This is a genomic window from Burkholderia sp. 22088, assembly GCF_052045915.1.
Lineage (GTDB): Bacteria > Pseudomonadota > Gammaproteobacteria > Burkholderiales > Burkholderiaceae > Burkholderia > Burkholderia cepacia.
This window is the reverse complement of record NZ_JBQEPY010000002.1, coordinates 98,295-123,399: the sequence shown is the minus strand read 5'-3', so window position 1 is coordinate 123,399 and position 25,105 is coordinate 98,295. Positions and strand designations below refer to the sequence as shown.

General features: G+C 64.6%; 21 protein-coding genes and 1 pseudogene. 16 read left to right on the top strand and 6 right to left on the bottom strand.

Annotated elements, in window-relative coordinates; all coding sequences use genetic code 11:
- Positions 1-35: 35 nt before the first annotated feature.
- The 7 genes from ACTJLD_RS03625 to ACTJLD_RS03595 all read left to right on the top strand — a co-directional run bounded on the left by ACTJLD_RS03625 (position 36) and on the right by ACTJLD_RS03595 (position 6,373).
- Positions 36-950: an alpha/beta hydrolase gene (locus tag ACTJLD_RS03625; protein ID WP_440658001.1), complete on the top strand. Its 915-nt coding sequence runs from the start codon at positions 36-38 to the stop codon at positions 948-950.
- Between the two features lie 734 nt (positions 951-1,684).
- The gene (locus tag ACTJLD_RS03620) at positions 1,685-2,059 is read left to right on the top strand and encodes a VOC family protein (protein WP_027790692.1); all 375 of its coding nucleotides are present in this window, start codon (positions 1,685-1,687) and stop codon (positions 2,057-2,059) included.
- 127 nt (positions 2,060-2,186) lie between these two features.
- A complete protein-coding gene (locus tag ACTJLD_RS03615) occupies positions 2,187-2,414 on the top strand; it encodes a hypothetical protein (RefSeq protein WP_440657999.1) in 228 nt (75 codons plus the stop codon).
- Positions 2,415-2,565: 151 nt separating this feature from the next.
- On the top strand, positions 2,566-3,009 hold the full coding sequence (locus ACTJLD_RS03610) for a hypothetical protein (protein ID WP_440657998.1): 444 nt from the start codon (positions 2,566-2,568) through the stop codon (positions 3,007-3,009).
- A 108-nt stretch (positions 3,010-3,117) separates the two neighbouring features.
- Entirely contained in the window at positions 3,118-3,654 is a 537-nt protein-coding gene (locus tag ACTJLD_RS03605) for an N-acetyltransferase family protein (protein WP_440657997.1), read from the top strand.
- 44 nt (positions 3,655-3,698) lie between these two features.
- A complete protein-coding gene (locus ACTJLD_RS03600) occupies positions 3,699-5,591 on the top strand; it encodes an SAM-dependent methyltransferase (RefSeq protein ID WP_124918324.1) in 1,893 nt (630 codons plus the stop codon).
- Positions 5,492-6,373: a hypothetical protein gene (locus tag ACTJLD_RS03595; protein ID WP_440657996.1), complete on the top strand. Its 882-nt coding sequence runs from the start codon at positions 5,492-5,494 to the stop codon at positions 6,371-6,373. Before ACTJLD_RS03600 ends, ACTJLD_RS03595 begins: the two co-directional genes overlap by 100 nt.
- An 86-nt stretch (positions 6,374-6,459) precedes the next feature.
- Here the strand turns inward: ACTJLD_RS03595 and ACTJLD_RS03590 are convergent, their stop codons facing one another.
- Positions 6,460-7,431, bottom strand: coding sequence for a LysR substrate-binding domain-containing protein (locus ACTJLD_RS03590; RefSeq protein ID WP_021156700.1), 972 nt, complete (start codon positions 7,429-7,431; stop codon positions 6,460-6,462).
- 136 nt (positions 7,432-7,567) lie between these two features.
- Here ACTJLD_RS03590 and ACTJLD_RS03585 point away from each other — a divergent pair, with 136 nt between their 5' ends.
- The gene (locus tag ACTJLD_RS03585; RefSeq protein WP_027790699.1) at positions 7,568-9,868 is read left to right on the top strand and encodes an NADP-dependent malic enzyme; all 2,301 of its coding nucleotides are present in this window, start codon (positions 7,568-7,570) and stop codon (positions 9,866-9,868) included.
- A 74-nt stretch (positions 9,869-9,942) separates the two neighbouring features.
- Here ACTJLD_RS03585 and ACTJLD_RS03580 read toward each other — a convergent pair whose 3' ends face one another.
- A complete protein-coding gene (locus tag ACTJLD_RS03580; RefSeq protein WP_440658264.1) occupies positions 9,943-10,578 on the bottom strand; it encodes a TetR/AcrR family transcriptional regulator in 636 nt (211 codons plus the stop codon).
- A 99-nt stretch (positions 10,579-10,677) separates the two neighbouring features.
- On the opposite strand from ACTJLD_RS03580, the gene fabF reads away from it, so the two are divergent.
- Both fabF and ACTJLD_RS03570 read left to right on the top strand, forming a co-directional pair.
- Positions 10,678-11,967, top strand: a complete 1,290-nt coding sequence (gene fabF, locus ACTJLD_RS03575; RefSeq protein WP_321938222.1) for a beta-ketoacyl-ACP synthase II — start codon at positions 10,678-10,680, stop codon at positions 11,965-11,967.
- Positions 11,968-12,713: 746 nt separating this feature from the next.
- On the top strand, positions 12,714-13,616 hold the full coding sequence (locus ACTJLD_RS03570) for a hypothetical protein (RefSeq protein WP_226113421.1): 903 nt from the start codon (positions 12,714-12,716) through the stop codon (positions 13,614-13,616).
- A gap of 40 nt (positions 13,617-13,656) precedes the next feature.
- Here the strand turns inward: ACTJLD_RS03570 and ACTJLD_RS03565 are convergent, their stop codons facing one another.
- A complete protein-coding gene (locus tag ACTJLD_RS03565; protein WP_440657995.1) occupies positions 13,657-15,351 on the bottom strand; it encodes an NfrA family protein in 1,695 nt (564 codons plus the stop codon).
- On the bottom strand, positions 15,348-17,306 hold the full coding sequence (locus ACTJLD_RS03560) for a glycosyl transferase family protein (protein WP_226113422.1): 1,959 nt from the start codon (positions 17,304-17,306) through the stop codon (positions 15,348-15,350). The genes ACTJLD_RS03565 and ACTJLD_RS03560 overlap by 4 nt, the downstream gene beginning before the upstream one ends.
- Positions 17,307-18,279: 973 nt before the next feature.
- Here ACTJLD_RS03560 and ACTJLD_RS03555 point away from each other — a divergent pair.
- The 6 genes and pseudogenes from ACTJLD_RS03555 to ACTJLD_RS03530 all read left to right on the top strand — a co-directional run bounded on the left by ACTJLD_RS03555 (position 18,280) and on the right by ACTJLD_RS03530 (position 23,731).
- On the top strand, positions 18,280-18,576 hold the full coding sequence (locus ACTJLD_RS03555; RefSeq protein ID WP_060312435.1) for a hypothetical protein: 297 nt from the start codon (positions 18,280-18,282) through the stop codon (positions 18,574-18,576).
- A gap of 12 nt (positions 18,577-18,588) precedes the next feature.
- Positions 18,589-20,232 carry a DUF2334 domain-containing protein gene (locus ACTJLD_RS03550; RefSeq protein ID WP_060312335.1) on the top strand — a complete coding sequence of 548 codons (1,644 nt, stop codon included), beginning with the start codon at positions 18,589-18,591 and terminating at the stop codon, positions 20,230-20,232.
- 106 nt (positions 20,233-20,338) lie between these two features.
- A complete protein-coding gene (locus ACTJLD_RS03545) occupies positions 20,339-21,307 on the top strand; it encodes a hypothetical protein (protein ID WP_060197534.1) in 969 nt (322 codons plus the stop codon).
- Between the two features lie 317 nt (positions 21,308-21,624).
- Positions 21,625-22,824 carry an aminotransferase-like domain-containing protein gene (locus tag ACTJLD_RS03540; protein ID WP_027790708.1) on the top strand — a complete coding sequence of 400 codons (1,200 nt, stop codon included), beginning with the start codon at positions 21,625-21,627 and terminating at the stop codon, positions 22,822-22,824.
- 12 nt (positions 22,825-22,836) lie between these two features.
- Positions 22,837-23,039: pseudogene (locus ACTJLD_RS03535) on the top strand (hypothetical protein).
- 95 nt (positions 23,040-23,134) lie between these two features.
- Complete coding sequence (locus ACTJLD_RS03530) at positions 23,135-23,731, top strand: pyridoxamine 5'-phosphate oxidase family protein (RefSeq protein WP_060197723.1); 597 nt, start codon at positions 23,135-23,137, stop codon at positions 23,729-23,731.
- Positions 23,732-23,741: 10 nt separating this feature from the next.
- Here ACTJLD_RS03530 and ACTJLD_RS03525 read toward each other — a convergent pair whose 3' ends face one another.
- A complete protein-coding gene (locus ACTJLD_RS03525) occupies positions 23,742-24,023 on the bottom strand; it encodes a hypothetical protein (protein WP_440657993.1) in 282 nt (93 codons plus the stop codon).
- A gap of 71 nt (positions 24,024-24,094) precedes the next feature.
- Positions 24,095-25,036 carry a transcriptional regulator GcvA gene (gene gcvA, locus ACTJLD_RS03520; RefSeq protein WP_440657992.1) on the bottom strand — a complete coding sequence of 314 codons (942 nt, stop codon included), beginning with the start codon at positions 25,034-25,036 and terminating at the stop codon, positions 24,095-24,097.
- Positions 25,037-25,105: the final 69 nt, after the last annotated feature.

Here is a 25,105-nt window from a genome sequence, read left to right as displayed (position 1 = left end):
TCATCGAATCCACCGACCGAACGAGGCAAGCCGACATGACGCGACACGACATCGAATTCCTGTCCGAAGCCGCCACGCTGCGAGGCTGGTACTACGAACCGGCGCAGCGCATCGCCGGTACGCAAGCGTATCCGGCCATCGTGATGGCGCACGGCTTCTCCGGCGTGAAGGAACAATATCTGGACCGCTACGCCGAGGTGTTTGCCGCCGGCGGTTTCGGCGTGCTGCTCTACGATCACCGGAATTTCGGCGCGAGCGACGGGTATCCGCGTCAGGAGATCGACCCCGTGCAGCAGAAGCGCGGCTATCGCGATGCGATCAGCTATCTGCTGACGCGCCCGGACGTCGATGCCGCACGCATCGGCATCTGGGGCACCAGCTACAGCGGCGGCCACGTGCTCGAAGTCGCGGCCATCGACCGGCGCGTCAAATGCGTGGTTTCGCAGGTGCCGACGATCAGCGGATATCAGTCGGCGTTGCGCCGCACGCGTTCCGATCTGGTGCCCGCGGCGCTGGCTCGCTTCGATGAAGATCGCAGGCAGCGATTCGCCGGCGGCGTGCCGGCGATGTTGCCGGCAGTCAGTGCGGACCCCGCGACAGCCTGCGCGATGGCGGGCGCGGATGCGTACCGGTTCTTCACCGAGTCGGCGGCGCGGTGTGCGCCGAACTGGAAAAACGAAGTGACGCTGCGCAGCGCCGAGATGTCGCGCGAGAACGAACCGGGCCAGTATGTCGACCGCATCTCGCCAACCCCGTTGCTGATGATCGTGGCCAACGAGGACCTGCTGACGCCGACCGACCTGTGCCTCAAGGCGTGGGAAAACGCGCTGGAGCCGAAGCGCCTGCTGCAGATCAAGGGCGGGCATTTCACGCCGTATATCGAGCATTTCGACGAAACGAGCCAGGCAGCGGTGGAGTGGTTCACGCTGCATCTGTCCGGCGCGCGCTGACCTGACCGGTTGCGGCGCGTGCGTGCGGTGTCCACGGCTTGCGCGAATGGCGATACCGCCAGCTTCGGTGGTGCCGGCGTTTGAGGGGAAGGCGGCAAGGCATTCCGAGGCGCGACTACATCCGTCGCCCGTCCGAAGCAACACCGGCGAACGGCACGCCGTAATGCCGCACGCGCTCGCGGATGAAGTGTCGCCTCTTGGCCCGCACACGGCGGCGGCCGATGCTTCGTTATATGGAGTAATAGCTGTAATGTGGCCTGAAATTTTCTTTCCGGCGACTCGGGCTAGACTGGTCTCGCCTTGATACCCCCCCAAGGTGTTGTGTGTTCTCGGCTTGGCCCGCGCTTTCAGGTGCGGGCCAATTTTTTCGGGCGGGCGCCCCCGGCCGTTCCGCTCCCGACCCTGCCGGCGGATGCGTCATCGGGCACCCCCGTTTCGCAGTAGCCATTCTTTCCGAACCCTTTCATGGAAGCCTGGCGATCGACAATCGGTCGCAATGTCGTATGCGATCGTCCGCTATTGCCCGGTCATGATGACGTCAGGCAGCTCGGTGTGACCGCTCGATGAGGGGTGAGCGGGATTCTCCTTGTATCTCGCTCGTTGGCCCGACCGTGTCGGGCTTTCTTTGTTCGAGGTCGGGCAGGTGTGCCACCGATCGCTGCATGTGGCAACATCGCGGTGATTTGCACATCCGATCCGGGTGCCGGCAGACCCATCCATCCGAAGGGGGAGTCATGTTTGACCATGTCAAATTCGGCGTGAGCGACTTTGCAGCCAGCAAGACGTTTTTCCTCAGCGCACTTGAACCGCTTGGCGTCGTGGTGGTGGGTGAGGGCGATCCGTCGTACGGCATCGAGATGTCCCCGCCTGGCAAACCATCGTTGTGCCTGTTCCAGACGTCGGAGAAGCCGGCGCATCTTCACATCGCGTTCGTGGCCGACGACCGGCAGCAGGTCGATGCGTTCTATCGCGCGGCGCTGGAGGCGGGCGGGAAGGACAATGGCGCGCCGGGGCTGCGGCCGCATTATCACGCGAACTACTACGCGGCGTTTGTCATCGGGCCGGATGGGCACAATATCGAGGTGGTGTGTCATCAGGCGCAGGGGTGATGCCCTGTCGGGCAGCATGGGGCGGCGAGGCGGCTTGCAAGGTCATGTGCGGAGGGACGGCGGTCGACCGATGCCGTCGAATCGATGAGCGAATGCTTGCTTCATGCGAGCAACGGAGCTTTCCGGGATGAGTGACATCGCCATTGACCTGCCTTTTCCCGTCATCGTGATTCTCATGGGGGCCATCTACTGGCCCGTGACGCTTTGCGTCGGCGCTGTCGGGCTGTATGTCGGCGTGACGCGCCTGCGCGGTATCGTGCGCGTTGCGTGCGTCGCCATTGCACTCCTGTTCATCGTTGATGCCGGCGCGGGGATCTATGAGGCTCTCCGGCAGGGCTTGAATGCTTCGCACTAGAGGCGTGTTCGGCGTGCGTGCGCGTACGCGTCTGTGGCGATTGCGGATGGACTACACTCGGCCGAAACTCGCTGCGTCGTGAAATCGACAAGCGGCAAATACGATACGAACACAATCCGGGGCGGGGAGCGCAAGCTTCCTGAAAGAGACGATGCCAATCGGCAAGTTGAAGGCCATGCCGGCGTTTCGCGCCGACGCACCGCTGCAGATCCGTCACGCCATCGCGCTTTTCACGATCGTCTGGCTCATCGAGGCCGGATTCGCCGTCTGGCTCACGATGCTGGGTTTCGATCAGGCTGGCGAAGTCCCCGCGGCGAAAGCCGTGCTCATGCGCAAAGGCGCTGCGATGATCGGGATCATCCAGGCCTTCTGGCTTTTGCTGAACGCGAGCCTGATCGTGGGCCTGTGCCAGCGACAAAAGCTGGCGCGTGTGCTGGAACTGACGCTCACGGTCGTCACGACGATGGCCCTTCTCGTGATGGGCCTCCCTTTCAGGCTGAGCCTGATCGAAGTGGGCTTTCTCGCCAATGCGATCGCGACCGTGCTCATTTACACGGGCCCGTGTACGCGCTGGTTCCAGGCGGCAGCTTCATGAGAGCGTCGCGCCTTCGGCTGACCGGGCGAGTGCCCGCGGTCGAAAATACGGCTTGGCGAGATGACGGCTGTCGAGCCGCGACGTGAAGACGCCACGGAGAAACGGACGATGACTTCGAAAAAAATCCGCAGGGCAACGGCAGACGACGTACCGGCGCTGACCCGGATCCGGAACGACGCGCACGCGAAGAAGCTCGCGTACGGCGACCATGCGTGGGGCAAGGAAGGTGACGGATTTTCCGAGCGGTGGGTACGGAGCAACGTTTCTGAAAAGGACGTGTATGTCGTCGAGCTGGACGGCGCGTTGGCCGGAACGTTCTCGCTCGGCTTCGGCGAAGACCGGCATTGGGGGCCGCAGGCGCCGATCGCCGGTTACGTGCACGGGCTTTGCGTACGGCGAGGCTTCAACGGGCTCGGGCTCGGCGGTTTCATGCTCGACTGGTGCGCTCGCAAGGTGAGCAGCTTGAACCGGCGTTTTGTCCGGCTCGATTGCGCCGTCGAAAACGTGACGCTCTGCGCTTACTACGAGTCGCTTGGCTTCATTCGCGTGGGGTTGAAATCGGACGGGATTGTCTGGTCGCTGTACGAGAAACCCGCTGCTTGGCGTTCAACTGGATACGCCCCCTTCGATTTCCCTTGCACCTGACGCTACGTCAGCTTTTATGGTCGACACCGACGACCGGGGAAAAAATGCGACTGAAGATCGGCGATCTGGCGAAGAAGGCGGGACTGAGCGTCCGGGCCTTGCACCACTACGATGCAATCGGGCTGTTGTCGCCGGCGCGGCGCACGGACGGCGGCGCGCGCCTGTATGGGCGGGACGACCTCATCCGGCTGCATCGGATCGAGGCGCTGAAACGCTTCGGGTATTCGCTGCCGGACATCAAGGCGAGCCTCGACGGCCAACTGGCCGGTTCACCGCTCCAGCTTCTGCAGCGCCAGATCGCGGAACTCGATGCACAGGCGTCGCGCGCGCAGCGCCTGAGTCGTCACCTGCAATACATCGTGGACGTGATCGCCACCGGCGACGAGACCACGGCGACCGACTGGCTGAATGCTCTGGAGTGGATGAACATGATCCAAAAACACCTTGAAGACGACGAACTCGATGCGTTGCTGGCATCCGGGCCGGATACGATCGCGCCGACGGATCCGTCGTGGGCAGCGCTGATCGAAGAAGTTCGCGTTGCCCGGCAGCAGGCGCTGCCGGCCGGCAGCGAAGCCGCCCAGGCGCTGGCGTGGCGCTGGATCCGGCTCGTGGTCCGGATGACCCGCAACGACCCGACGCTCGCGACCAAGCTGATGGCGATTCAGCTCGACGAACCGCGTGCTCCGCAAATCGTCGGCATCACGGCGGAGATGCTGGCATGGATCGACGAAGCGTTCGTGCACGCGCGCTGCGCGCTGCTTGCGAAGCACCTCGACCCGACTCAGGCCGACGAGGTGCGGCGGCGCCAGTTCGCCGCCATGAAGCATCGAGCGTGGCCGGCGCTGGTGGTCGAACTGAGAGCGCAAATGGATGCGGGCGTCGACGCCGGCGCCGCACCGGTGCAGGCGATCGTCAAGCGCTGGCAGCAGCTGTTTCTCGACAGCTTCTGCGGCGACGACGCGGCGCTGGAAGCACGCGTGCGCGATGCGATGATGCGCGAACCGGATCTGCAACTGGGCATCGGCCTCGACGATGCGTTGCTTGCTTATCTGAACCGGGCGCATGTCGTCGGCCACGACACGACGCCGGTGAACGCCGGGCCCAAGCCGAGCGCGCTGCTGGTGGCCACGCAGCGGGCCGCGCACCAGCTGCTCGACCGGCCGCTGGTGCTCGACGATCCGGTCGCGCTGACCGTCCTCGGTGCGGCTGAGGCGCAAGCCTTGCGCGACAACCTCGACAAGTTCCGCCAGCCAATGACGGTGGGCATGCGCAGCACGGTGGTGGTACGCAGCCGGCTTGCCGACGACGTGTGGGCCGACGCGATCGAACGCGGCATCCGCCAGTATGTGGTGCTGGGTGCGGGGCTCGATACCAGCGCATACCGGCGAGCCGATGCGCCGGGGCGCGTGTTCGAGGTCGACCTGCCGGCGACGCAGGCGTGGAAGCAGGCCCGTTTGTGCGAGGCGGGCATGGCGGTGCCGCCGTCGCTGCGATTCGTGCCGGTCGATTTCGAGCGGGTCGGTCTCGCGCAAGGGCTGGCGCGCGCCGGTTTCGATGCCGATGCGCCGGCGCTGTTCAGCTGGCTCGGCGTGACGATGTATCTCGACGAGGCCGCGGTGATCGACACGCTGCGCTTCATCGCCGGGTGTGCCAAAGGTAGCGCGGTCCTGCTCGAATATGTGGTTCCGCTGTCGAGCCTGCCGCCGATCATGCGCATCGCGATGGAGCAGATGACGGCGCGATTCGCCGAGCGTGGCGAGCCGTGGAAAAGCTTTTTCGAACCCGACGCACTGACCGCGAGCCTTGCCGCGCTGGGCTTCAGCCACAGCAACACATGGACGCCGGACGAGTTGAACCGGCGCTACCTCGCGAATCGCGCCGACGGGCTGCACATCGGCGCATCGCCGGGGCGTCTGGTTCTGGCGACGGTCTGACGAACCGGCGCGAAGCGCAGGCCGGCCGCAACCGCCCGTTCGACAGAAGCGGCCGGATCATCGACAATTCGCGGCTATCAAAACATGAGAGAGAGGGCAGGTGCATGCGCAGGGTCGTCAAGTCGCTCGGGGTGATCCTGGGCATTTCCGTCGCCGGCATCGCGGGTGCGCAGGCCGCCTCCGGCGAACCGGCATTCCCGCGTTTCACCCAGGCGGAGGGCCGGCAGGATTCGGACGGGCTCCCGCTGTCCGGCGTGAAACTCTGCGTGCTCCCCGATCGTGCGCCGTGCTTCGAGATGCCGCCCGTGCCGGTTCCCCATTCGTCGAAGGAGCTTTACCAGTTCGGACTGATGCCGCGGTCCGAGCGGCTGCCGATTGCGTCGGGCGGCTCGTGGGTGTTCTTCTCGGGGATGTTTTCCGGCGGTGGCAGCGGGATGCTGGAGCGCGTGGCGATATTGCGTTATGGCGCGAACGGCAAGATCGAGAACCTGATGCCGGAAGTCACCCAGACGGAGACGGCCGATCGCGCGATGTGGAAGGTGCCGGACGTGTCGCCCTATCCGGTGTTCGTTCGGGCGGACTTCGTGTGGGCCGACGACGAGGATCATTTCGGCAAGCACTTTTTCGTCGTCGACGCGTGGACGTTCGATCCCGCCATCGGGCAGTACAGGAAGCGGTTTTCCTACCGCACCGCGAAGCGCTATGACCGCGGCGAGGGCTCGGATCATGTGTTGAGCGCCGAGCGTGCGGACATTCTGCGTCACCTCGCCGCCAGCAAGTAGCGCGCTGCCGGTGCGGCGAGCCTCCGCCGCCACCCGCGTGGGTTGCCGGCGGGGGCGAACCGCCGTTCAGGCGGCCGCCCGCAGCCTCATCGCTGCGCTTCCCCGTAAGTCTCCCTGCATACCTCGCGCAACGCGTCGACAAGCAGATCCCGCGCCGGCGAGCGCGAATCGGCGGCGCGGGTAAAGAGCGCGATGGGCGGGAGCGTCCAGACCAGCGAGTACGGCACGATCGCCACGCCGGCGATCCGCACCAGTTCTTCCGCGATGTCGGCGGGCACGATCGATACGGCCTCGTCGCTCGACGCGATCATCTCGCCGATCAGCTTGGACGAGTAGCTTTCGACGATCGGCACGGGCGGCGGGATGCCGGCCGACAGGAACAGGTCGGTGACCTGTTCCCGCATCGGCGTATGCGGGGCGCCGAGAATCCAGTCGAGCGCGTGCAGCTTGTGCCAGTCCAGCGCGGTGCGGGCCAGTTTCGCGGCAAGACGCCGGCTCGCGATCATGCGCGGCTGCTGCTGGTACAGCACTTCGAAGGAAACCTGCCCCAGGTCGATCGCCGATGACGCCCGCCCGATCACGATGTCGACGCTGTGGTCCTTGAGCTGCAGCAGGAGCTGATCGCTGGTGCCTTCGTGAATCGTCACGGTCAGGCGCCGTTCCATGCGCGCCTGCAGCCGCTTGAGCGCCGCCGACAGCATCTGCCCGGAAATGAACGGAATCACGCCGATGTGCAGGTGGGCCGCATGCCCGGCGGCGACGGCCTCCATTTCTCGGGCGAGGTGGTCGAGATCCTTGATCATCGCCTTCGCCCGCTCGAGCACGACCGCGCCGAGCGCGGTAGGCCGCATGCCGCGCGACGAGCGCTCGAAGAGCGGCGTGCCGAACATGCTCTCCAGCTCGGACAGCGCGTTCGTCACGGCCGGCTGGCTGCTGGCCATGTGCTCCGCGACGCGCGTCAGCGACCCGTGCTGCTGGATCTGCAGCAACAGCACCAGGTGCCGCATCTTCAGGCGCGCGCCCAGCCGCCTGACCACGTCGTTCGCGTCAAAAGTCATTGACTGGTCACGTATTCATCATGAAAAAGTGATGGAGCGATATTAAAACAGAATCATCACCTTATGGCGGATCCCTAGAATCACCTTCATGGATCGCGCCGGGACTGGCCTGGCGCCCGTGCCCGGATCGAAAAACATGAAACAGACTGAGACACAGCAGCAGGCAGCGTTCGACTATCACGAATTTCCGACCCCGGGAAAGATCTCGGTCGTCGCCAGCAAGCCGCTCGTGACGCAGCGCGATCTCGCGCTGGCGTACACGCCGGGCGTGGCGGGCGTGTGCGAGGCCATCGCCGCCGATCCGCTGCAGGCGCACCGCTTCACCAGCCGCGGCAACCTGGTCGGCGTGATCACGAACGGCACGGCCGTGCTGGGTCTCGGCAACATCGGCCCGCTCGCGTCCAAGCCGGTCATGGAAGGCAAGGCCGTGCTCTTCAAGAAGTTCGCGGGGATCGACGTCTTCGACATCGAGATCAACGAAACCGATCCGGACAAGCTGGTCGACATCATCGCGGGCCTCGAGCCCACCTTCGGCGGCATCAACCTCGAGGACATCAAGGCGCCCGAATGCTTCACGGTCGAGCAGAAGCTGCGCGAGCGCATGAAGATTCCGGTCTTCCATGACGATCAGCACGGCACCGCCATCACCGTGTCCGCGGCGTTCATCAACGGGCTGAAGGTCGTCGGGAAGTCGATTTCGGAAGTGAAGGTCGTGACGTCGGGCGCAGGGGCCGCCGCGCTGGCCTGCCTGGACCTGCTGGTCGACCTCGGGCTGCCGGTCGAAAACGTCTGGGTGACCGATATCGAAGGCGTCGTCTATCGCGGGCGCACCGCGCTGATGGACCCGGCGAAGTCGCGCTTTGCGCAGGAAACCGATGCGCGCAAGCTGGCCGACGTTATCGGCGGCGCGGACGTGTTCCTGGGCCTGTCGGTCGGCGGCATCCTGAGTGCCGAGATGCTGAAGGAGATGGCGCCGCGCCCGCTGATTCTCGCGCTGGCCAATCCCACGCCGGAAATCTTCCCGGAACTGGCGCATGCGACGCGCGACGACGTCGTCATCGCGACGGGCCGCTCGGACTACCCGAACCAGGTGAACAACGTCCTCTGTTTCCCGTACATCTTCCGCGGCGCGCTGGACGTGGGCGCGACGACGATCACCCGCGAAATGGAGATCGCCGCGGTGCACGCGATCGCGGGGCTGGCCGAGGAGGAGCAGAACGAAGTCGTCGCGGCGGCTTATGGCGCGTACGATGTGGCGTTCGGCGCGCAATACCTGATTCCGAAGCCGTTCGACCCGCGCCTGATCGTCCGTATCGCGCCGGCCGTGGCGAAGGCGGCGATGGAAGGCGGCGTGGCGAAGCGCCCGCTGACGGATCTCGACGCGTATGTCGAGCAACTGCAGCAATTCGTCTACCACTCCGGCGCGTTCATGAAGCCGCTGTTCGCGACGGCGCGCCGGCTGGTGCGTGACGGCGGCAAGGCACGGATCGTCTTCACCGAAGGCGAGGACGAACGCGTGCTCCGCGCGGTGCAGGTGATCGTCGACGAGAAGCTGGCGCGTCCGATCCTGGTCGGGCGCCCGGAAGTGCTGCTGGCGCGCATCGAGCGGTTCGGCTTGCGGATCCGGCTCGGCCAGGATGTCGAGGTGACGAACCCCGAGTACGACGAGCGGTTCCCGCAGTACTGGACGACGTATTGGGAGCTGCGCTGCCGGGACGGCATCTCGAAGGAAATGGCGCGGGTCGAGATGCGGCGCCGCCTGACACTGATCGGCGCGATGATGGTGCGGCTCGGCGATGCGGACGGGATGATCTGCGGCACGGTCGGCGAATATCACAACCACCTGCGGTTCGTCGACGAGGTGATCGGCAGGAAGCCGGGTGCGTCCACGTATGCGGCGATGAACATCCTGTTGCTCGATCAGCGGACGGTCGCGCTGGTGGACACGCACGTCAACGACAATCCCGATGCCGAGCAGATCGCGGAATTCACGATCGCGGCGGCTCGTCAGATGGAATGGCTGAACCTCACGCCGAAGGCGGCGTTGCTGTCGCGGTCGAACTTCGGGTCGGGGAGTGCGGCGTCGGGCGTGAAGATGCGCCGGGCGCTGGAGATCATCCGGGAGCAGGCGCCCGATATCGAGGCGGACGGCGAGATGCATGGCGACTGTGCGCTCGACGAGGGCTTGCGGTCGAGGCTGCTGCCGATGTCGCCGCTGAAGGGGGCGGCGAACCTGCTCGTGTGCCCGAACGTGGATGCGGGGAATATCGCTTACAACCTGCTCAAGACGGAGGCGGGCAGCAATGTGGCGGTGGGACCGTTCCTGCTGGGCGTCAACGCGCCGGTGAATATTCTGACGTCCAGTGCGACGGTGCGGCGGATCGTGAACATGACGGCGTTGACGGTGATCGAGGCGAACCGGAACGCGTCTGTTTGAGCGGAAACCGGAAGGGGGCGAGTTCACCGGACAGGGTGTGGTTCGGGGGGATTCGCCCCTTCGGCGATTGATTTCTAGTCGCGTCCGTCGACGTTGACTTCATCGAGGCCCCATGTGGCCGCAAGATGATCGCGCAAGGTCGAGAGAATCTCGTCCGATAGCGCCGGCAATCCCCGCGCGGTGGCTCGGGCGAGGATCAACCCGCCCACCATTGTCGACAGCATCGAAATTGCGCGAACCCGGTCCTCGGGTTCGATCTGCGCAGCCTCGGTGCCATCGGGCCTCCGCTGCGCGAATAGCGTCATGTAGCGCCCGATGCCTTGGGCGAAAGCGTCCGCGATCGCACCCGTTTCGCGTGCCGCGTCTGCCGCGAGCGCGGCCACCGGGCAGCCCTGGCCGATGCTGTCGCGATGCTGCGGCGACAAGTAATTCGCGACTCCAGTTCGAAGGAACCCGTCGGCGTCGGTGTTCGCATCGGCATCCGGTGTCTCCAGCTCGGAGAGTTTCCACTCGAACGCGTATTCCGCGGCCTCGGCCGCCAGCGCGTCCTTCGATTCGAAGTGCCGGTACAGCCCGCCGTGGGTGAGCCCGGCCTCGCGTGTGATGTCGGCCACCCCCACGCCGGTGAAACCGCGCTCGCGGTACAGCCGGGCCGCGGCCTGCAGGATGGCCAGGCGGTTTTCGGCCACCTGCGTTTTCGAGACTTTCATGAAGATCCTTTCGTGCGCATGGCATTGCGTGTTGATGACAATCATACTCAATACTGTATGATGTCGATCATCATCAATAGATAGACCAGGACAGAATCCATGCACATCACGCCCACTGCGAACCGCCGAATCGTCGTCACCGGCATGGGAATGGTCTCGCCGCTGGGTTGCGGAGTCGAGCTGGTGTGGCAGCGGCTGCTGGCCGGCCAGTCAGGCTTGCGCCTGCTGCCGGATGCGATGACGGCGGACATCGCGGCCCGCGTGGGCGGTGTGGTGCCCGATGTGCACGAGGATGCGTGCGGCGGCTTCGACATCGACCGCTTTGTGTCGACCAAGGACCAGCGCAAGATTGACCGCTTCATCGCCTTCGCGCTCGCCGCCGCGCAAGAGGCACTCGCGCAGGCGCAATGGGCTCCGGCCGACGAAGTGTCCCAGCAGCGCACAGCCACGGTCATCGCGTCGGGCATCGGTGGATTTCCGGCGATCGCGGGCGCGGTGCGGACGACCGAGATGCGCGGACCGAAGCGTCTGTCGCCATTCACGATTCCCTCGTTCCTCGTCAACCTTGCCGCGGGACACGTGTCGATCAGGCACGGCCTGAAGGGGCCAATGGGCGCCCCGGTGACCGCTTGTGCCGCGAGCATCCAGGCCATCGGCGACGCGGCACGGCTGATCCGCTGCGGCGAGGCCGACATCGCGGTGTGCGGTGGCGCCGAGGCCGCAATCGATCGCGTCAGCCTGGGCGCCTTCGCCGCAGCGAAGACCTTGTCCACCGGCTTCAATGACACGCCAACCCGCGCATCGCGGCCCTTCGACCGGACTCGCGACGGTTTCGTGATGGGCGAAGGCGCCGGCATGCTGGTGATCGAATCGCTCGAGCACGCGCTGGCGCGCGGCGCCGCCCCGCTGGTCGAACTCATTGGGTATGGCACCAGCGCCGATGCGTTTCACATTACCTCCGGCCCCGAAGACGGCAGTGGCGCGCGACGCTCGATGCAGGCGGCGCTGACGCAGGCCGGCCTGACCGCGTCCGACCTGCAGCATCTCAACGCTCACGCGACCTCGACGCCGGTCGGCGACCTGGGCGAATTGGCCGCGGTGCGCGACCTGTTCGGCGTCGACGTCCCGCTCGCCATCACCTCCACCAAGTCGGCGACGGGCCACTTGCTGGGCGCGGCCGGTGGCGTAGCGGCGATCTTCACCGCCCTGGCCTTGCGCGATCAGGTCGTCCCGATGACGCTGAACCTCGAACAGCCGGACGCACTCGCCGAGGGCCTGGACATCGTGCACGATGCGCCGCGGCACATGCCGATCGTTCATGCGATGGCCAACGGTTTCGGCTTCGGCGGCGTGAACGCCAGCCTCGTCTTCAAGCGTTGGGGAGCTTGATGTCGCACGCGTCTGCGAAGCCTGCCGGGTGCCAGCGGCCCGGTCGGCTCCTCGATCGGCGATCGGTTCACGGTCAAACGCTCGGCGGACGCCTGGAGTCCAGGCCATTCGCCGAAACCCTTCGGTGCACGGTCTGATCGGAACATTCAATTGAGCTTCTGCTCTCGGCATCGGCGAATGTGCCGGCGTACGTCGGCTTCGGGTCGATCACGGCCCGTGATGGCGTGACGGCGAAGCAATCTCAGGCCTGATCCGACGCTGGCCGAGAGATCAGGGTTTTGACTTACTCGCCTGATCTGACTCTGGCGACGGACGTTCCGATCGGCCTGATTTCTTCGGGCCATTTCAACCTCGAAGCGCGACCGCTGGCGAGCGGCTCCCTTCACGCTGCCGCGCTTGTCAGTCGAAATCCGTTGCTGCCGGCTCGGGATGTCCGCAATCGTTTGCAAGCAACCACCCGGACATCGGCTTTACCCTTGGACGCATCTGTTGCGCCTCCGCACCCCGCGCCGATTTAATCAGTATTTCGTAACAATCACCCGTCGCGACACTCCGGATAGCTCGCTTTCGATACCAATCCTAACGAAGTTTTAGGGCTCGCTACTTCGCGTATCGTCCGATAATTATCTTTTATTTTCGTCTAAAATCGCGCTTCCTCTTACTTTATAACGGAAAGCGTTTTGAAAGGACTGACGAAAAATCTCTCGCGCACGGCCATCGCCGCATGCGTCGCTTATGCCGGGCTCATGCCTTTATCCCGGCCCGCCGAAGCCCAGGTCGAACCTCTGAAGAATCCCGTCTACGGTGTGACCCTCGACGACCTGACCAAACTGGACGCCATCGTCGCGTCGCTGCAGAACCTGCCGTACAAGCCCACCGTGCGTGTCGTGTTCGATCCGGATACGTCGGCCGCCGACTACTACGCGCCTCTGCTGCGCCTGCACGCAGTCGCGTACGTGATGGGCGAAGTCTACGATTCCTACTATTTCCCGACGGACCTCACCACGTACAAGGCAAGAACGCAGGAACTGGTGTCGCAGCTGAAGAACACCGTCGACGTCTGGGAGATCGCGAACGAAATCAACGGCGAATGGCTGCGTAACAACCCGAGCGGCACGAATTCCGTGGTCAACTCGCAAGAGCAGCAGATCGGCCAGATGGTTGCGGCGGCCAACCAGATCGTCAAATCGAACGGCGGCAAGACGGCCATCACGCTGTACTACAACGACGACAGCAAGGGCAACAACTGCTGGGAGAAGCCGCAGGATTACTGGAAGACGTGGCCGACCGCGTTCCTGTCCTCGACGGTCCGCCAGCAGGCCGACTACGCGCTGTTCAGCTACTACCCGTATCAGGATTGCCCGGGGCTGAACCCGACGTGGAAGAACGATTTCGCGGCGCTGGAAAGCATCTTCCCGAACGCGAAGGTCGGCTTCGGCGAAATCGGCACCTCGGATATCTCCGCGCCCGCATCGGTGCAGCAGAACCTGATCAAGACCTACTACCCGATGGTCAACAGCATGACCGATCCGCGTTTCATCGGCGGATTCTTCTGGTGGAACTACGCCGAGCAAATGCTCCCGTATTCGACGAGCTCGTACTTCCAGCTGTTGCGTCAGACGATCATCACGCTCAAGGCGCCCAACTAAGCGAAAAGCGCCATCCAGGAGCAAGCGTCAGCGTCGTTGGTTAGAACCACAATGTCGCGCGTACCACGAGACCACGTGCGCGTGCCGCTGACGTCAATCCGAACCGGTATTGCACCGTGACATCCAGATAGCTTGCCGGCGCGCTGTACCGCCCTTCGCGAAACCAGTACCGCAACTGGATGCCGGGCCCGGCGCCGATCGCCGTCTTTTCCGGCTGTCGATTGTCGTGATCGCCGGCCACCGCGGCGTGCGGGTAGATGGTCAGCCGATCGCTGATCATCGGCAAGCGCCAGGTGTGCCCGTAGCGCAACTCCGAATAAATGATGTATCGACCCGCGCTGATGAAGTACGCGCCTTCGACATACGCCTGCCAGCTGCGCCAGCTCGGTTCGGTCACCCTCAGGTCGGTCCCGGCCTCCGACGAATAACCCACGCGCATCAGCCAGTCCGTCATCGACAGGCTGCCGACGTGGAACAGCCGCTCGGCGGTCAGCACGACGTTCTGGTCGGGCAGCGGCTTGTAGCGCGCGCCCACCGAACCCTGCACGGTCGGCATGCCGGTCACGTTGCCCGTCCCGTCGTAGGCCGTGCCGTATCCACGCACGAAGAACTGGAAGATGCGGCCGTTCTGGTAGCCGATCTTCGGCGGCTGCCAATACGCTTCGATACCCGGCTGCAACACGCTGATCGTGCCTTGCGGGCCGAATGCGGCCGACTGGTACGGCGCGCTCAGCACGAACCCCCAGGTGCGCTGAAGCTGCTCGACTTCCCGTCGATAGCCGAACTTGTGCTGCGCATCGAATTTGTGTTCGTTCTCGTCGGCGTCGAGGCTGTGCTCGAACAGGTCGATGGACTCGTCATTCAACCCGATCCGCTTGGCGGCATAACCCGCATCCGCGTAGTTCATCGCGTTGCCGGCGCCGCCGGCGAATCCCTCCTGGAATGCGTCGAGTGCCTCGCGATCCTTGTGGTCGCGCAGCAGGTCATAGGCTTCCTGCAACTTCTGTTGCGCGGTATTGTCCACCGGCGCCTGGGCGGGCTGGTCTTCCTGCCGCGCCTGCGCCGCGATCGACGCGGCCATGTTGCGCTCGCCTTCGGTCGTCGCATCGCCGGCCGCGAGATCCGCCATCCGGATCGCGGTATCGCGGTCGCCCGCCTGCAGGCTCAACTGCGCGACGCGCAACTGCACCACGGCCGATTTTTCATCGGCGAGCGGTGCCAGCGCGATGCCGGCTTCATGCGGACGATTCGCCGCGAGCGCGCTGTCCGACCAGGCGAGACGCAGGTTGCGCTGCTGCTCCTTGCTCCATTTCCCGGTTGCGACGGCGGCCGAGAAATCGCTGCAGGCGACGTCGTAGTGCATCTGCCGCTGCGCCAGGTAGCCATGCTGCGCACGCACCGCCGCACTCTTCGGAAAACGAACCGTCAGCGATTCCACCAAGGCGTCCGCTTCGTCGACCTTTCCTTCCCGCCTGTATACGTCGACGAGCAGCAGCCCGAGCTGTTCGCTACCGGGCTGAATCCTGATGGCGCGCGACGCATACACTTCCGCGAGCGGCAGGTCGCCGGCATTGATCGCCTTGTAGGCGCTGTCGGCGAGCCGGTAGGCTTTGGGCGTCAGCGGCTGCGCGGCGAAGGCCGGCGCCTGCCACGCCAGCGACACGGCGATCGCCAGTGCGCTCAACCGTGCGCAGCGCTTGAGGCCGGCCGCGATCGGGGGTTTCGAATGCTTCATGCCTGTTCTCCCGACGGTTTCGTCACGAGGGCGCCTTGCTGCGCCGCCGGGTCGCCGTCGCGTACGCGGGCGAGTTCGACGAAGCGCGAGTGCCGGGAGAGTTCGGCGGCAATCTCCGCATCGCAGGCGATGAAGTAGGCCACGTTCGATCGGGCGCCGCGCCGCACGACATCCTGCTCGTCCGGCGTGAGCGGTCGCCCGACCGCGACGTTCAACGTGCCGTCTTCCGCGGTCGAAAACGGGACGGCGTGGTATGCGTACTGGAGCTCGAATGCCAGCGAATCCGCGAAGTGGCCTACCGCGACGTTGCCGAGGCTCACCCGGGGCAGTTCGGCTTGCTCGGCGATCGCATCCGCGAGCGATTCGGCGGATATCGCGCAGCCTTCGACCAGCAGTTCACCGAGCCGTTTGCCGCAGGTCAGCTGCTTGTCGAGGCTCGCCTGCAATTGCTCCAGCGTGACCACGCCCCAGCCGACCAGGATCTCGCCGACTTTCATGCGTGCTTTCCCGAGCGCTTCGTTCGACAGATAGGTATGGCTGGTCTTGTCCCACGCGATGGGCTTGCCGGTCACCAGGTGGCCGATATAGATGCGCCACGCGCGGCAAACCGCGTAGAAATTGATCAGGTTGTTGACGAACATCCGCGGGATCGACAGCAGCCCCTGGGTCGGGCCGTTCAGCTTGCTGACGAAGTGGAAACGCTGCCCGGCCCGCGCGAACAGCATGGCGGTGTTGATCCACAGCAGCGGCGCGACCCAGTGGCTCGCCATGACGAGCGGGGCGCCGACGGGGATGACATGGATGGATCGCTGAAGTGCGCCGAGCAACAGGAAGTTGATCAGCACGCCATAGGCAATGACCGAAAACAGCGAGGTCACGATGCCCTTGCGATCGTGGAAGAACATGTATCGGGTGAGAAGATTGCCTTTCCAGCCGAGTTGCTCCCAGCCCTGAAAGGCGATGCCGAGGATCCAGCGCGTGCGCTGACGGTACGCGGTGCGAAATGTTTTCGGAAAATACTCGCGCGTGGCCAGCAGGTTGCGATCGGCGACGCTACCCGTTGCGCGTCTTTCCGCTGCATCGCGCGTGATGCCCGTCAATGGAATGCATGCAAAGGTTTCCTTCATCCCCAGGTCTCTCAACCGGAAGCTGAAGTCGTAATCCTCGGTCAGCGAACTGGTGTTGAACGGCGCGCCGTTGCGTTCCTTCATTGCCGCTTCGATCGAGCGCCTGCTATAGCACGATGCAACGCCCGCGCCCGGGACGATGCCGGTCAGGCGGGCCCGAACCGGCACGTCCTTCTGGTGCGTTTCGCTGAAGTCGTCCAGGTAGCATCCGGCGACGAACTCGTTCCATTTTCGCGGCAAGGACAGCACGGGAAGCTGGACCAGGTCGCTATCCGCGACCGCGTGGTTGAGATACTTGAGTTCGACCGGATGAATGACGTCCTCGCAGTCGTGCATGACGACGCCCGCGAATTGAATTCGGTGGACCGCTTCGTAGCGCAGGATCGCCTCGACGATCCAGTTCAGGCAGTCCGCCTTGCAGGTCGGCCCGTCGTTCATGACGGTCGCGCGCGTGACCCTGCCCGGGTACCGGCGGACCATCCGCTCGACCTCGGCCGTGGTTTCGGCATCGTTGTGATAGGTGCCGACGAATATCACGTATCGCTCGTACTCGAGGGTCGCCAAGGTGTTTTCGATCATCTTGGCGATCACGTCGTATTCCTTCCAGGCCGGAACCATCAGCGCCAGATGCCGTTCTTCCAGCGCGCGCAGCATGCCGATATCGATCGTTTGAGATTTTTCACGACGCAGGATGCGCCGGATTTCAAACGACCAGTAACAGGCATCCAGCGTGAGGTCATCCAGTGTGCTTACCAGGATGACAATTGCGGTCACAATGGCGACAAGGTTAAGTGCGTATAAGTACGCACTCCAAATCATGTTATCCATCATTTTTTTCGCGCTTTTATCTTGTATTTGATTATTTCCCCTCGTATCGACGAAAGACGAAAGTTCCCCGTCCTCGCCGGCCCCGTCACGTCCACTCCGTGGCTTGCGCCGCGCGAATTCCCGCCGCTCGAAAAAGCCGGCAGCACGCGAGCTTTCTCGATGTGGTCACGTTGCATCGCGAACGATGCAACGTGTTCAGTGGATGACTTTTTGACAGCCCGTTTCCCGCTTGCTTGCCTGCCTCCGTCCCTGCATTCCTGATCGCCTGCCGCCGCTCTCCACCCGACGCTTGCGCAGTGCCCCCGCGCACCGACTCCGCAGCACACAGCTCATGTAGCAAGTCGTGCGCCATCGCTGCGCGACCCTTGACGTTACGTGCATCGCAGGGGGCCGCACGGGATTGGCCTGCCGAATCCGAGCCAAATGTTTCAGTGCTGAAACACGCCGTCGATCGACCGGATGACACATCGTTTTCCGACCCTCTGCCGGGCTCCGATCGTCGCTTTCGGGAAATCGCCACACGATTCCGGCGGTGACCAGCCGGATAAACCGGCGTCGAACCGGAAAGCCGGCGCTTCAGTCGTCATTGCACATGCATGTCACCGGAGGAAATTATCGCGTTGCGCTTCGCGAAGCTCGGCGATTGACTGGTTTTCCCTGAATCGTACGAACAGGGTTCGCGCGTTTGTCCGATTAAATTCATGACACCGCCGCGTTGCATGCCTGAAACGTTTTATCGGCCCAATTTTCGAGTGGCGTCGATGCGTGAATTTCACTCCCTTGGCGCATGCCCATTTGCGACCGATGGTACGGATCTAGCTTGAAAGTAAAGCCATCTCCTCCCGGATTTATTTGTCTGGTTTCAATTGCGCAGCAAAAATTAACGACATGGCGCCCCGATTCCGGAGGGTGATTCTCCATGCTCGTCTCGCGAGCGAGATGAACTTATTTTGCATATCAAAGGATGAAAATCATGCCTTCGCATCGCAATGAATCTTTTCGAAACGGGTTGAGCATCGCTGGATCACTCGTCGCATTGATCACCACGTTCGCCATCGCCGTCGGCGTTCAGGATGCGAATGCGCAGGCGACAGGCAACGCTTCCGTCACGAACATCAAGCCGCCTCCGCTGCCGAACGGCTCGGCCCAGGTCAACGTGAAAGCAGGGATGTCCGACGAGGATTGGGAGAAGGCATACAAGGAAACGGGGCGCCCGAAGTTCAGCAAGAATTCCGTCAAGAAACTCAACGGCAATGTGCAACGTGACTAGGGAGAAACGGCCATGAAAAAGATCTTGCTCGTCATCGCCCTGCTAGCGGGGCTCGCGCAAATGACATTGCCGGGCACCGCGCACGCGCAGGCCACCACAGCCCATACGCTCGTGCTGTACGACAACCCGGCCAACAACCCGTATTCGAAGCTCGGCCTGATGTACAGCATCATGCTGAGAAACCTGCTTGGCCATTTCAATGCGACGATCGATCTGGTTCCGATCCAGAACTACACGTCCGGCATGGTCGGGAGCCACGACGTCACGTTCTATATCGGCGACTACTACAACAACCCGATTCCGACGGCGTTCATGAGCGACGTGATGACCACCAAGAAGACGGTGGTCTGGTTCAAGTACAACTTGTGGCAACTGGCCTGGAACACGGCCTTCACGTTCAATCAGACCTTCGGGTTCAGCTTCGTGGGCCTGGCGGGGATGAACGCGACGCCGTCGGCGAGCAATCCGAATCCGGGCTTCTACGATACGGTCACGTACAAGAACCTGTCGATGGTCAAGTACTACGCCTATAACGCGTCGACGGGCGTCATCAGCGCGGATCCGGACATCGGATTGACCCAGGTCGTCGATTCCACCAAGGCGCAGGCGCTCGTCACCATCAAGAACAGCCAGAGCGGGGCAACCGCGCCCTACATCATGCGCTCGGGCAACTTCTGGTACTTCGCGGACATGCCGTTTTCCTACATCGGCCCGACGGATCGCTACCTGGTGATCTGCGACATCCTGCACGACATCCTGCAGACCAATGCACCGGTGAATCACCGTGCGCTCGTCCGTCTGGAAGACCTCGACGCGTATACGACGACGAGTTCGATGCAGCAGCTGACGAATTACATGTACTCGAAGCACATTCCGTTCACGATGGCAACCATCCCGTTGTATACGGACCCGAACGGCTATTACAACGGCGGCGTGCCGGAGACGATCCATCTGGCGCAGGCAACCGGCCTCAAGAGGGCACTGAACTACGCGCTCGCGCGCGGCGGCTCGATCGTGATGCACGGTTATACGCACCAGTACGATTCGACGCCGAACCTGCTGAATGCAGTCAGCGGCAGCGACTACGAGTTCTGGTACGCGGTGCAGAACCGGCCGGTTGATGAGGACTCCATCCCGTGGGCGGAAGGCAGGATGGCCGACGGCCTGCTCGAGTTCACGCTCAACGGCTACAAGATCGTCGGCTGGGCCGCGCCGCAGTACCAGATGTCGCCGGCCGCGTCGTCGGCGACAGCCCTCACGTTCCCGACCACGTTCCAGCGGGCCGTGTACTACACGTCGACCAAGCCGCAACTCGGAACGGGTGCCGCCAACCAGGATTTTTCGGCCGGACAGTTTTTCCCGTACATCATCAACGCCGATTACTACGGGCAGCGGATCGTTCCGGAGAACCTGGGCAGCGTGCAGTACAACATCTGCAATATCGACCCGTTCTCGTGCATCACGTACACGTGGCAGCAAATCGTGACCAATGCCCAGTACGGCCTGGCGGTACGCGACGGTTTCGCGTCGTTCTTCTTCCATCCGTACTGGCTTGAACCGGATCTCGGATTGCCGGCGCTCCAGGACTTCCAGAGCATGATTACCGGCATTACGAATCTCGGCTACAAGTGGGTGGACGGCACGACGGCCAAGTGACGCAGGCGGAGCGACAGCCCCGTGCGACCCGCATCGGCAAGGCGGGTCGCACGTTTGCGTTCGATCGGCTACGATGACGCGCAGGCATGCTTCCGGAGAGCCAGCGATGACCCCATACGCGATCCCGGCCTGGCGCAGGATTCAACGGCGTATGGGCCGGCTTCGGCTCGCCGCGCGACCGGGCCCGCTTTCAGTCGCGCCGCGTTCGCCCCGGGCGGCGACGCTCGCGGCGATCGGCGCCTCGCTCGTCGTGGCCGCCTGCAGCTGGACCGCGCACGACGTGCACGCGGACGGCATCGTCTGGCAGGTGGACAACTCGACGACGAATCCGGTCGGCAACTGGCAGATGCTCGGCATTCACGATCTGCTGATTCAATGGACCGTCGTCGACGATACCGCGTTCATCGCCAGCACCTCGATCCAGCCTGCCGCGCACCTTCCCGACTGGGAGCGCATCGGTCGTGAGCCGTGGGCCAGGAACGTCATCCTGGGGCTGGCCGGCTACCAGGACGAAAAACGGGCGCGCACCCATCTGTCGACGCTCGCCGACCAGTCGCTGGAAGTGGCGCGCGCACCGGTTCCGCTGCATGTCGCCGGCTACTACTTCCCGGTCGAGATCGATCCGACCTGGCAGGACGCGCCAAAGCTCGCCGCCGTCCTGCAACGGCTGCCGCGGCCGCTCTGGGTGAGCGTGTACGACCAGACCAACATCGGCGGAAAGGCGCTCGCGGACTGGCTCGCGGCGTGGCTGCCCGCGGACGTCGGCGTGTTCTTCCAGGACGGCTGCGGTGTCTATGCCCGCGAGCCGTATGTCGCGCGCGCCTACCTCGACGAACTGGTTGCAAAGTTGGGAAAAAAGCGCGTGCGGGTCATCGCCGAGGCGTTCAGGCCCGCCGAGCGGGGCGGATTCCGTTCGGCCAGCGCCGACGAGCTGGGCAAGCAACTGCTGGCGTATCGCGGTTATCCGGTCTACCTGTTCGATGGTCCGCACTATGTGTCGGACGACCTCACGCGCACGCTCTCGACGTGGAAGCCGAAGCCGCCGCCGGCCGTGCCGGTGGGCACGGCGCACTGATTCGGCCCGGTTCCGGCGAACCGGGGCAAGGGAGCGGGCGGCGAAACAATCGGGCGGATTGGCTTTCCGGCGGCAAAGCGTGCCCGGCACCCGGTGCCGGCACGCCGGCGTACGGGGCCGACCGTCGATTTGCTGCTCCCGCCCCGCGCCCCATTTGATGACCAAACCGCAAGACCTAGTGCATAGATATCGTTTGCCGCGGCCTTAATGACTATCGACAATCGTGGCTCGATTTCGCCGCCGTGGCGCCAGAAGCCCCGCGGTGGCCGGTACCTGGCGGCTATCCCGGCCGTCCGCACCATCCAGCTCACGACGACATGTACGCGTTCACCCCTTCATTCCAGAATCCCGCCGGCTCGCCGATCCGCGAACTGTTCAAGTACCTGTCCGAACCGGGCATGATTTCCTTCGCGGGCGGCTATCCGGCCAGCGACCTCTTCGACGTCGACGGCCTGAACGCGGCCGCCGGGCGCGCGTATGCGCAGCCGGTGCGCTGCCTGCAATACGGCCCGACCGATGGCCTCGCCGAACTGAAGCAGCAGCTGATCGCGTTGATGGCGCGTCGCGGTGTGGCGTGCACGGCGGCAGAGCTGCTCGTCACGACCGGTTCGCAGCAGGGGCTCGACCTGTTGCTGCGCGTGATGGTGTCGCCCGGCGACGTCGTGCTGACCGAGCAGCCGGCCTATCCGGCGACGCTGCAGGCGATGCGTCTGCAGCAGGCGCGCATCGTGACGATTCCGGTCGACGGCGCGGGGCTCGACGTCGATCGTCTCGGCGAACAGCTTTCATCCGGCGCGATCGCGCAGCCGAAGCTGCTCTACACGGTCCCGACCTTCGCGAACCCGACGGGCGCGACGCTCACGCGCGAACGACGGCTGAAGCTGCTGCGTCTCGCGGTGCAATACCGCTTCCTGATCGTCGAGGACGATCCGTACGGCGACCTGCGTTTCGCGGGCGAAGCCGTGCCGTCGATGCTTGCGCTGGCCGACGAAGTGGACGGCGCACGCGACTGGATCGTGCATTTCGCGAGCCTGTCGAAGATCGTCGCGCCGGGGCTGCGCGTGGGCTGGACGATCGCGCCGGCCGAGATCGCGCGCCGCTGCGTGATCGCGAAGCAGACGGTCGATCTGTGCAGCACGCCGTGGACGCAGGCCACCGCCGCCGAATATCTGGCCGACGGCGCGCTCGAACGTCATTTGCCGCGCATCACGGCCGCGTACCAGCGCAAATGCGATGCGATGTGCGACGCATTGCGCGACGGCCTCGGCGATGCGATCGAATTTCATCGTCCCGAAGGCGGGATGTTCGTGTGGGCGCGGATCGGCGCGGTGTCGTCGGACGTGCTGCTGCAACAGGCGATCGCGAACAAGATCGTGTTCGTGCCGGGCAAGGCGTTCTTCGCGGACAACGTCGACGCCGCATCGCTGCGCCTGTCGTTCGCCGCGCCGGACGTCGATGCGATCCGGGAAGGCGTCGCGCGCCTCGTGCGCGCGTATGGAGCGGCGCTCGCCGCGTGAGGAGACAACAACGTGAATATCACCGTCAACGACACCGTATCGATGGGCGCGGCACCGCGCGCGGGCGATAACCGGCCCGTGGCGCACCGCTCGTCGCAGATCAGCGCAGGGCCGCAGTATGTGGCCGACGTGCTCGGCCGCTTCGGCGCACAGCCGGCGCACAGCCGGCGGACGACATCGGCGACGCGGCGCCGGTCGTCCTCGGCTACAACTGAGCCGCACGGCGACGGCCGGCGTGCGGCACGCGTGCCGGCGCCGCCGCAAGCGGTTAAGCTTGCGCGACCGCAACACGCACGATCGCCGCTTCGCCATGTCCGACTCAACTTCCGAATCGCTCGCGCAAACGTACGAGCGTCTCTGGTCCTGCCTCGAATCCGGCGTGAGCGCGCAGCGTTCGCCGTTCACGATGCTGCAGGCCGCGACGCTCGGTATCGACGGCGCGCCGAAGGTACGCACGATCGTGTTGCGTCAGGCGAGCCGTGCCGATCATGTGCTGTCGTTTCATACCGATGCGCGCTCGGAGAAGGTCGCGGAGCTGCGCCGCGATCCGCGCATCGCGCTCGTCGCCAGCGATCTCGATGCGCTCGTGCAGATTCGCGCGGAGGGCGTTGCATCGATCTGCGACGACGAAGCGCAACGTCGCGCGATCTGGCAATCGAGCCGCCCGCATACGCTGCTGCTGTATCGCGCACCGTTGCCGCCGGGTACGCCGGTCGAGTCGCCTGAGGCCGCGCATGTGTCGGCGAGCCCGCGCGCCAATCCCGACGACGACGGTTACGAGAACTTCTGCCTGCTTCACGTGAGCGTGACGCGCATCGACTGGCTCGAACTCGCGCGCGCCGGCCATCGCCGCGCGGTGTTCGACCTGCATGAAGGCGGCTACGAAGGCCGGTGGGTCGCGCCCTGAGCCGGACTGCTCACGCGCCGCTTTCGACGTGACGGGCCAATGCCGCGGCGAGGTGCTGCTCCCCGTCATCGATCGACCCGACGATCGCGGGCGCGATGACTTCTCCCCAGAACGGCAGACGCCACTGCGGATCGGGATGATACCCGAGGACGACGGCCCGATACAGGCCATCGGGCCGTTGCGCAATCAGCGTGACCAGATGCCGATCGGCAAGGTGCGTTTCGGCAACGGGTTGCTCGCCGGGCATCAGCACGCTCTTCCAGATGCCGCCGTATCTTTCTTCCCATCCCATCGGATCATCTCCTCGCGGCATATCGCCCGTTGCGGGGTTGGCCGCCGGCTGCCCGGGATCGCACACGGCGCCTAAGCGCTGCTTCCCGCGCCACGGCTGCCCGGCGAGTCGGGTGAATCGGGCGGCCGCCCGTCCGACGCCGCCTGCGCGGTCATCCACTCGCGCATCACGACGATGGCGTCGTCATCGCGCCGTTCGGCCGGATACACGAGATAGAACCCCATCGACAGCGGAAACGCGAAATCGAACGGCTTGCACAGCCGGCCGGCGGCGATGTCGCGCTCGACGAGCGGATCGGTGGCGAGCGCGATACCCTGGCCGGCGACGGCCGCATCGATCGCGAGCGACGTCTGGTTGAAGCGCAGCCCCTTGTGCGGATCGAGGTCGACGGGCTCCGGCATCGCGGCGAGGAACTCGGGCCACAGGTCGTGCGCGTCGTGCAGCAGCACGTGGCTTGCAAGCGCGCGCGGCGACGCCGGCGCGGCCAGCAGCGCGGGGCTGCACACGGCACACACGTCGAGCGGGAACAGCGCATGCGTGGCGAGATGCTTGCCGAACGGCGGCTTGCCGTAACGGATCGCGAGATCGACGCCGTCGTGGCGGAACGTCGCGATCTGCGGGTCGGCGATCACGCGCACGTCGTAGTCGGGATGTGCGTCGGTGAACTGCGCGAGCCGCGGGATCAGCCACTTCGACGCGAACGACGGCGTCGTGCTGATGGTCAGCGCGGCGCGCCGCTTCACGAGCTTGTCGGTCGCGTCGGCGATCGCGTGCAGCGCGCGCTGGACGTCGGAGAAATACGCGGCGCCGTCGTGCGTCAGCGCGAGGCCGCGCGGCAGGCGTTCGAACAGCTTCAGGCCGAGCACGTCCTCGAGGTGGCGCACCTGCTGCGCGACGGCGCCCTGCGTGACGCCGATCTCGTCGGCGGCGGCGCGGAAATTGAGGTGCCGCGCGGACACTTCGAACGCGCGGAGCGCATTCAGCGGCGGCAGGCGGGAGGGGCGAGGCGGCATCGTCAGACTGTAGAAAAACTATCGGCTGGAGGCAGAAATACTGGTTCGACAGTGGGTATCGATGCGCCT

Excerpts from the sequence above, each read along its gene's own strand:
- ACTJLD_RS03625 (WP_440658001.1), top strand. The coding sequence starts at position 36 with ATGACGCGACACGACATCGAATTCCTGTCCGAAGCCGCCACGCTGCGA.
- ACTJLD_RS03620 (WP_027790692.1), top strand. The coding sequence starts at position 1,685 with ATGTTTGACCATGTCAAATTCGGCGTGAGCGACTTTGCAGCCAGCAAG.
- ACTJLD_RS03615 (WP_440657999.1), top strand. The coding sequence starts at position 2,187 with ATGAGTGACATCGCCATTGACCTGCCTTTTCCCGTCATCGTGATTCTC.
- ACTJLD_RS03610 (WP_440657998.1), top strand. The coding sequence starts at position 2,566 with ATGCCAATCGGCAAGTTGAAGGCCATGCCGGCGTTTCGCGCCGACGCA.
- ACTJLD_RS03605 (WP_440657997.1), top strand. The coding sequence starts at position 3,118 with ATGACTTCGAAAAAAATCCGCAGGGCAACGGCAGACGACGTACCGGCG.
- ACTJLD_RS03600 (WP_124918324.1), top strand. The coding sequence starts at position 3,699 with ATGCGACTGAAGATCGGCGATCTGGCGAAGAAGGCGGGACTGAGCGTC.
- ACTJLD_RS03595 (WP_440657996.1), top strand. The coding sequence starts at position 5,492 with ATGGACGCCGGACGAGTTGAACCGGCGCTACCTCGCGAATCGCGCCGA.
- ACTJLD_RS03590 (WP_021156700.1), bottom strand. The coding sequence starts at position 7,431 with ATGACTTTTGACGCGAACGACGTGGTCAGGCGGCTGGGCGCGCGCCTG.
- ACTJLD_RS03585 (WP_027790699.1), top strand. The coding sequence starts at position 7,568 with ATGAAACAGACTGAGACACAGCAGCAGGCAGCGTTCGACTATCACGAA.
- ACTJLD_RS03580 (WP_440658264.1), bottom strand. The coding sequence starts at position 10,578 with ATGAAAGTCTCGAAAACGCAGGTGGCCGAAAACCGCCTGGCCATCCTG.
- fabF (WP_321938222.1), top strand. The coding sequence starts at position 10,678 with ATGCACATCACGCCCACTGCGAACCGCCGAATCGTCGTCACCGGCATG.
- ACTJLD_RS03570 (WP_226113421.1), top strand. The coding sequence starts at position 12,714 with ATGCCTTTATCCCGGCCCGCCGAAGCCCAGGTCGAACCTCTGAAGAAT.
- ACTJLD_RS03565 (WP_440657995.1), bottom strand. The coding sequence starts at position 15,351 with ATGAAGCATTCGAAACCCCCGATCGCGGCCGGCCTCAAGCGCTGCGCA.
- ACTJLD_RS03560 (WP_226113422.1), bottom strand. The coding sequence starts at position 17,306 with ATGGATAACATGATTTGGAGTGCGTACTTATACGCACTTAACCTTGTC.
- ACTJLD_RS03555 (WP_060312435.1), top strand. The coding sequence starts at position 18,280 with ATGCCTTCGCATCGCAATGAATCTTTTCGAAACGGGTTGAGCATCGCT.
- ACTJLD_RS03550 (WP_060312335.1), top strand. The coding sequence starts at position 18,589 with ATGAAAAAGATCTTGCTCGTCATCGCCCTGCTAGCGGGGCTCGCGCAA.
- ACTJLD_RS03545 (WP_060197534.1), top strand. The coding sequence starts at position 20,339 with ATGACCCCATACGCGATCCCGGCCTGGCGCAGGATTCAACGGCGTATG.
- ACTJLD_RS03540 (WP_027790708.1), top strand. The coding sequence starts at position 21,625 with ATGTACGCGTTCACCCCTTCATTCCAGAATCCCGCCGGCTCGCCGATC.
- ACTJLD_RS03530 (WP_060197723.1), top strand. The coding sequence starts at position 23,135 with ATGTCCGACTCAACTTCCGAATCGCTCGCGCAAACGTACGAGCGTCTC.
- ACTJLD_RS03525 (WP_440657993.1), bottom strand. The coding sequence starts at position 24,023 with ATGGGATGGGAAGAAAGATACGGCGGCATCTGGAAGAGCGTGCTGATG.
- gcvA (WP_440657992.1), bottom strand. The coding sequence starts at position 25,036 with ATGCCGCCTCGCCCCTCCCGCCTGCCGCCGCTGAATGCGCTCCGCGCG.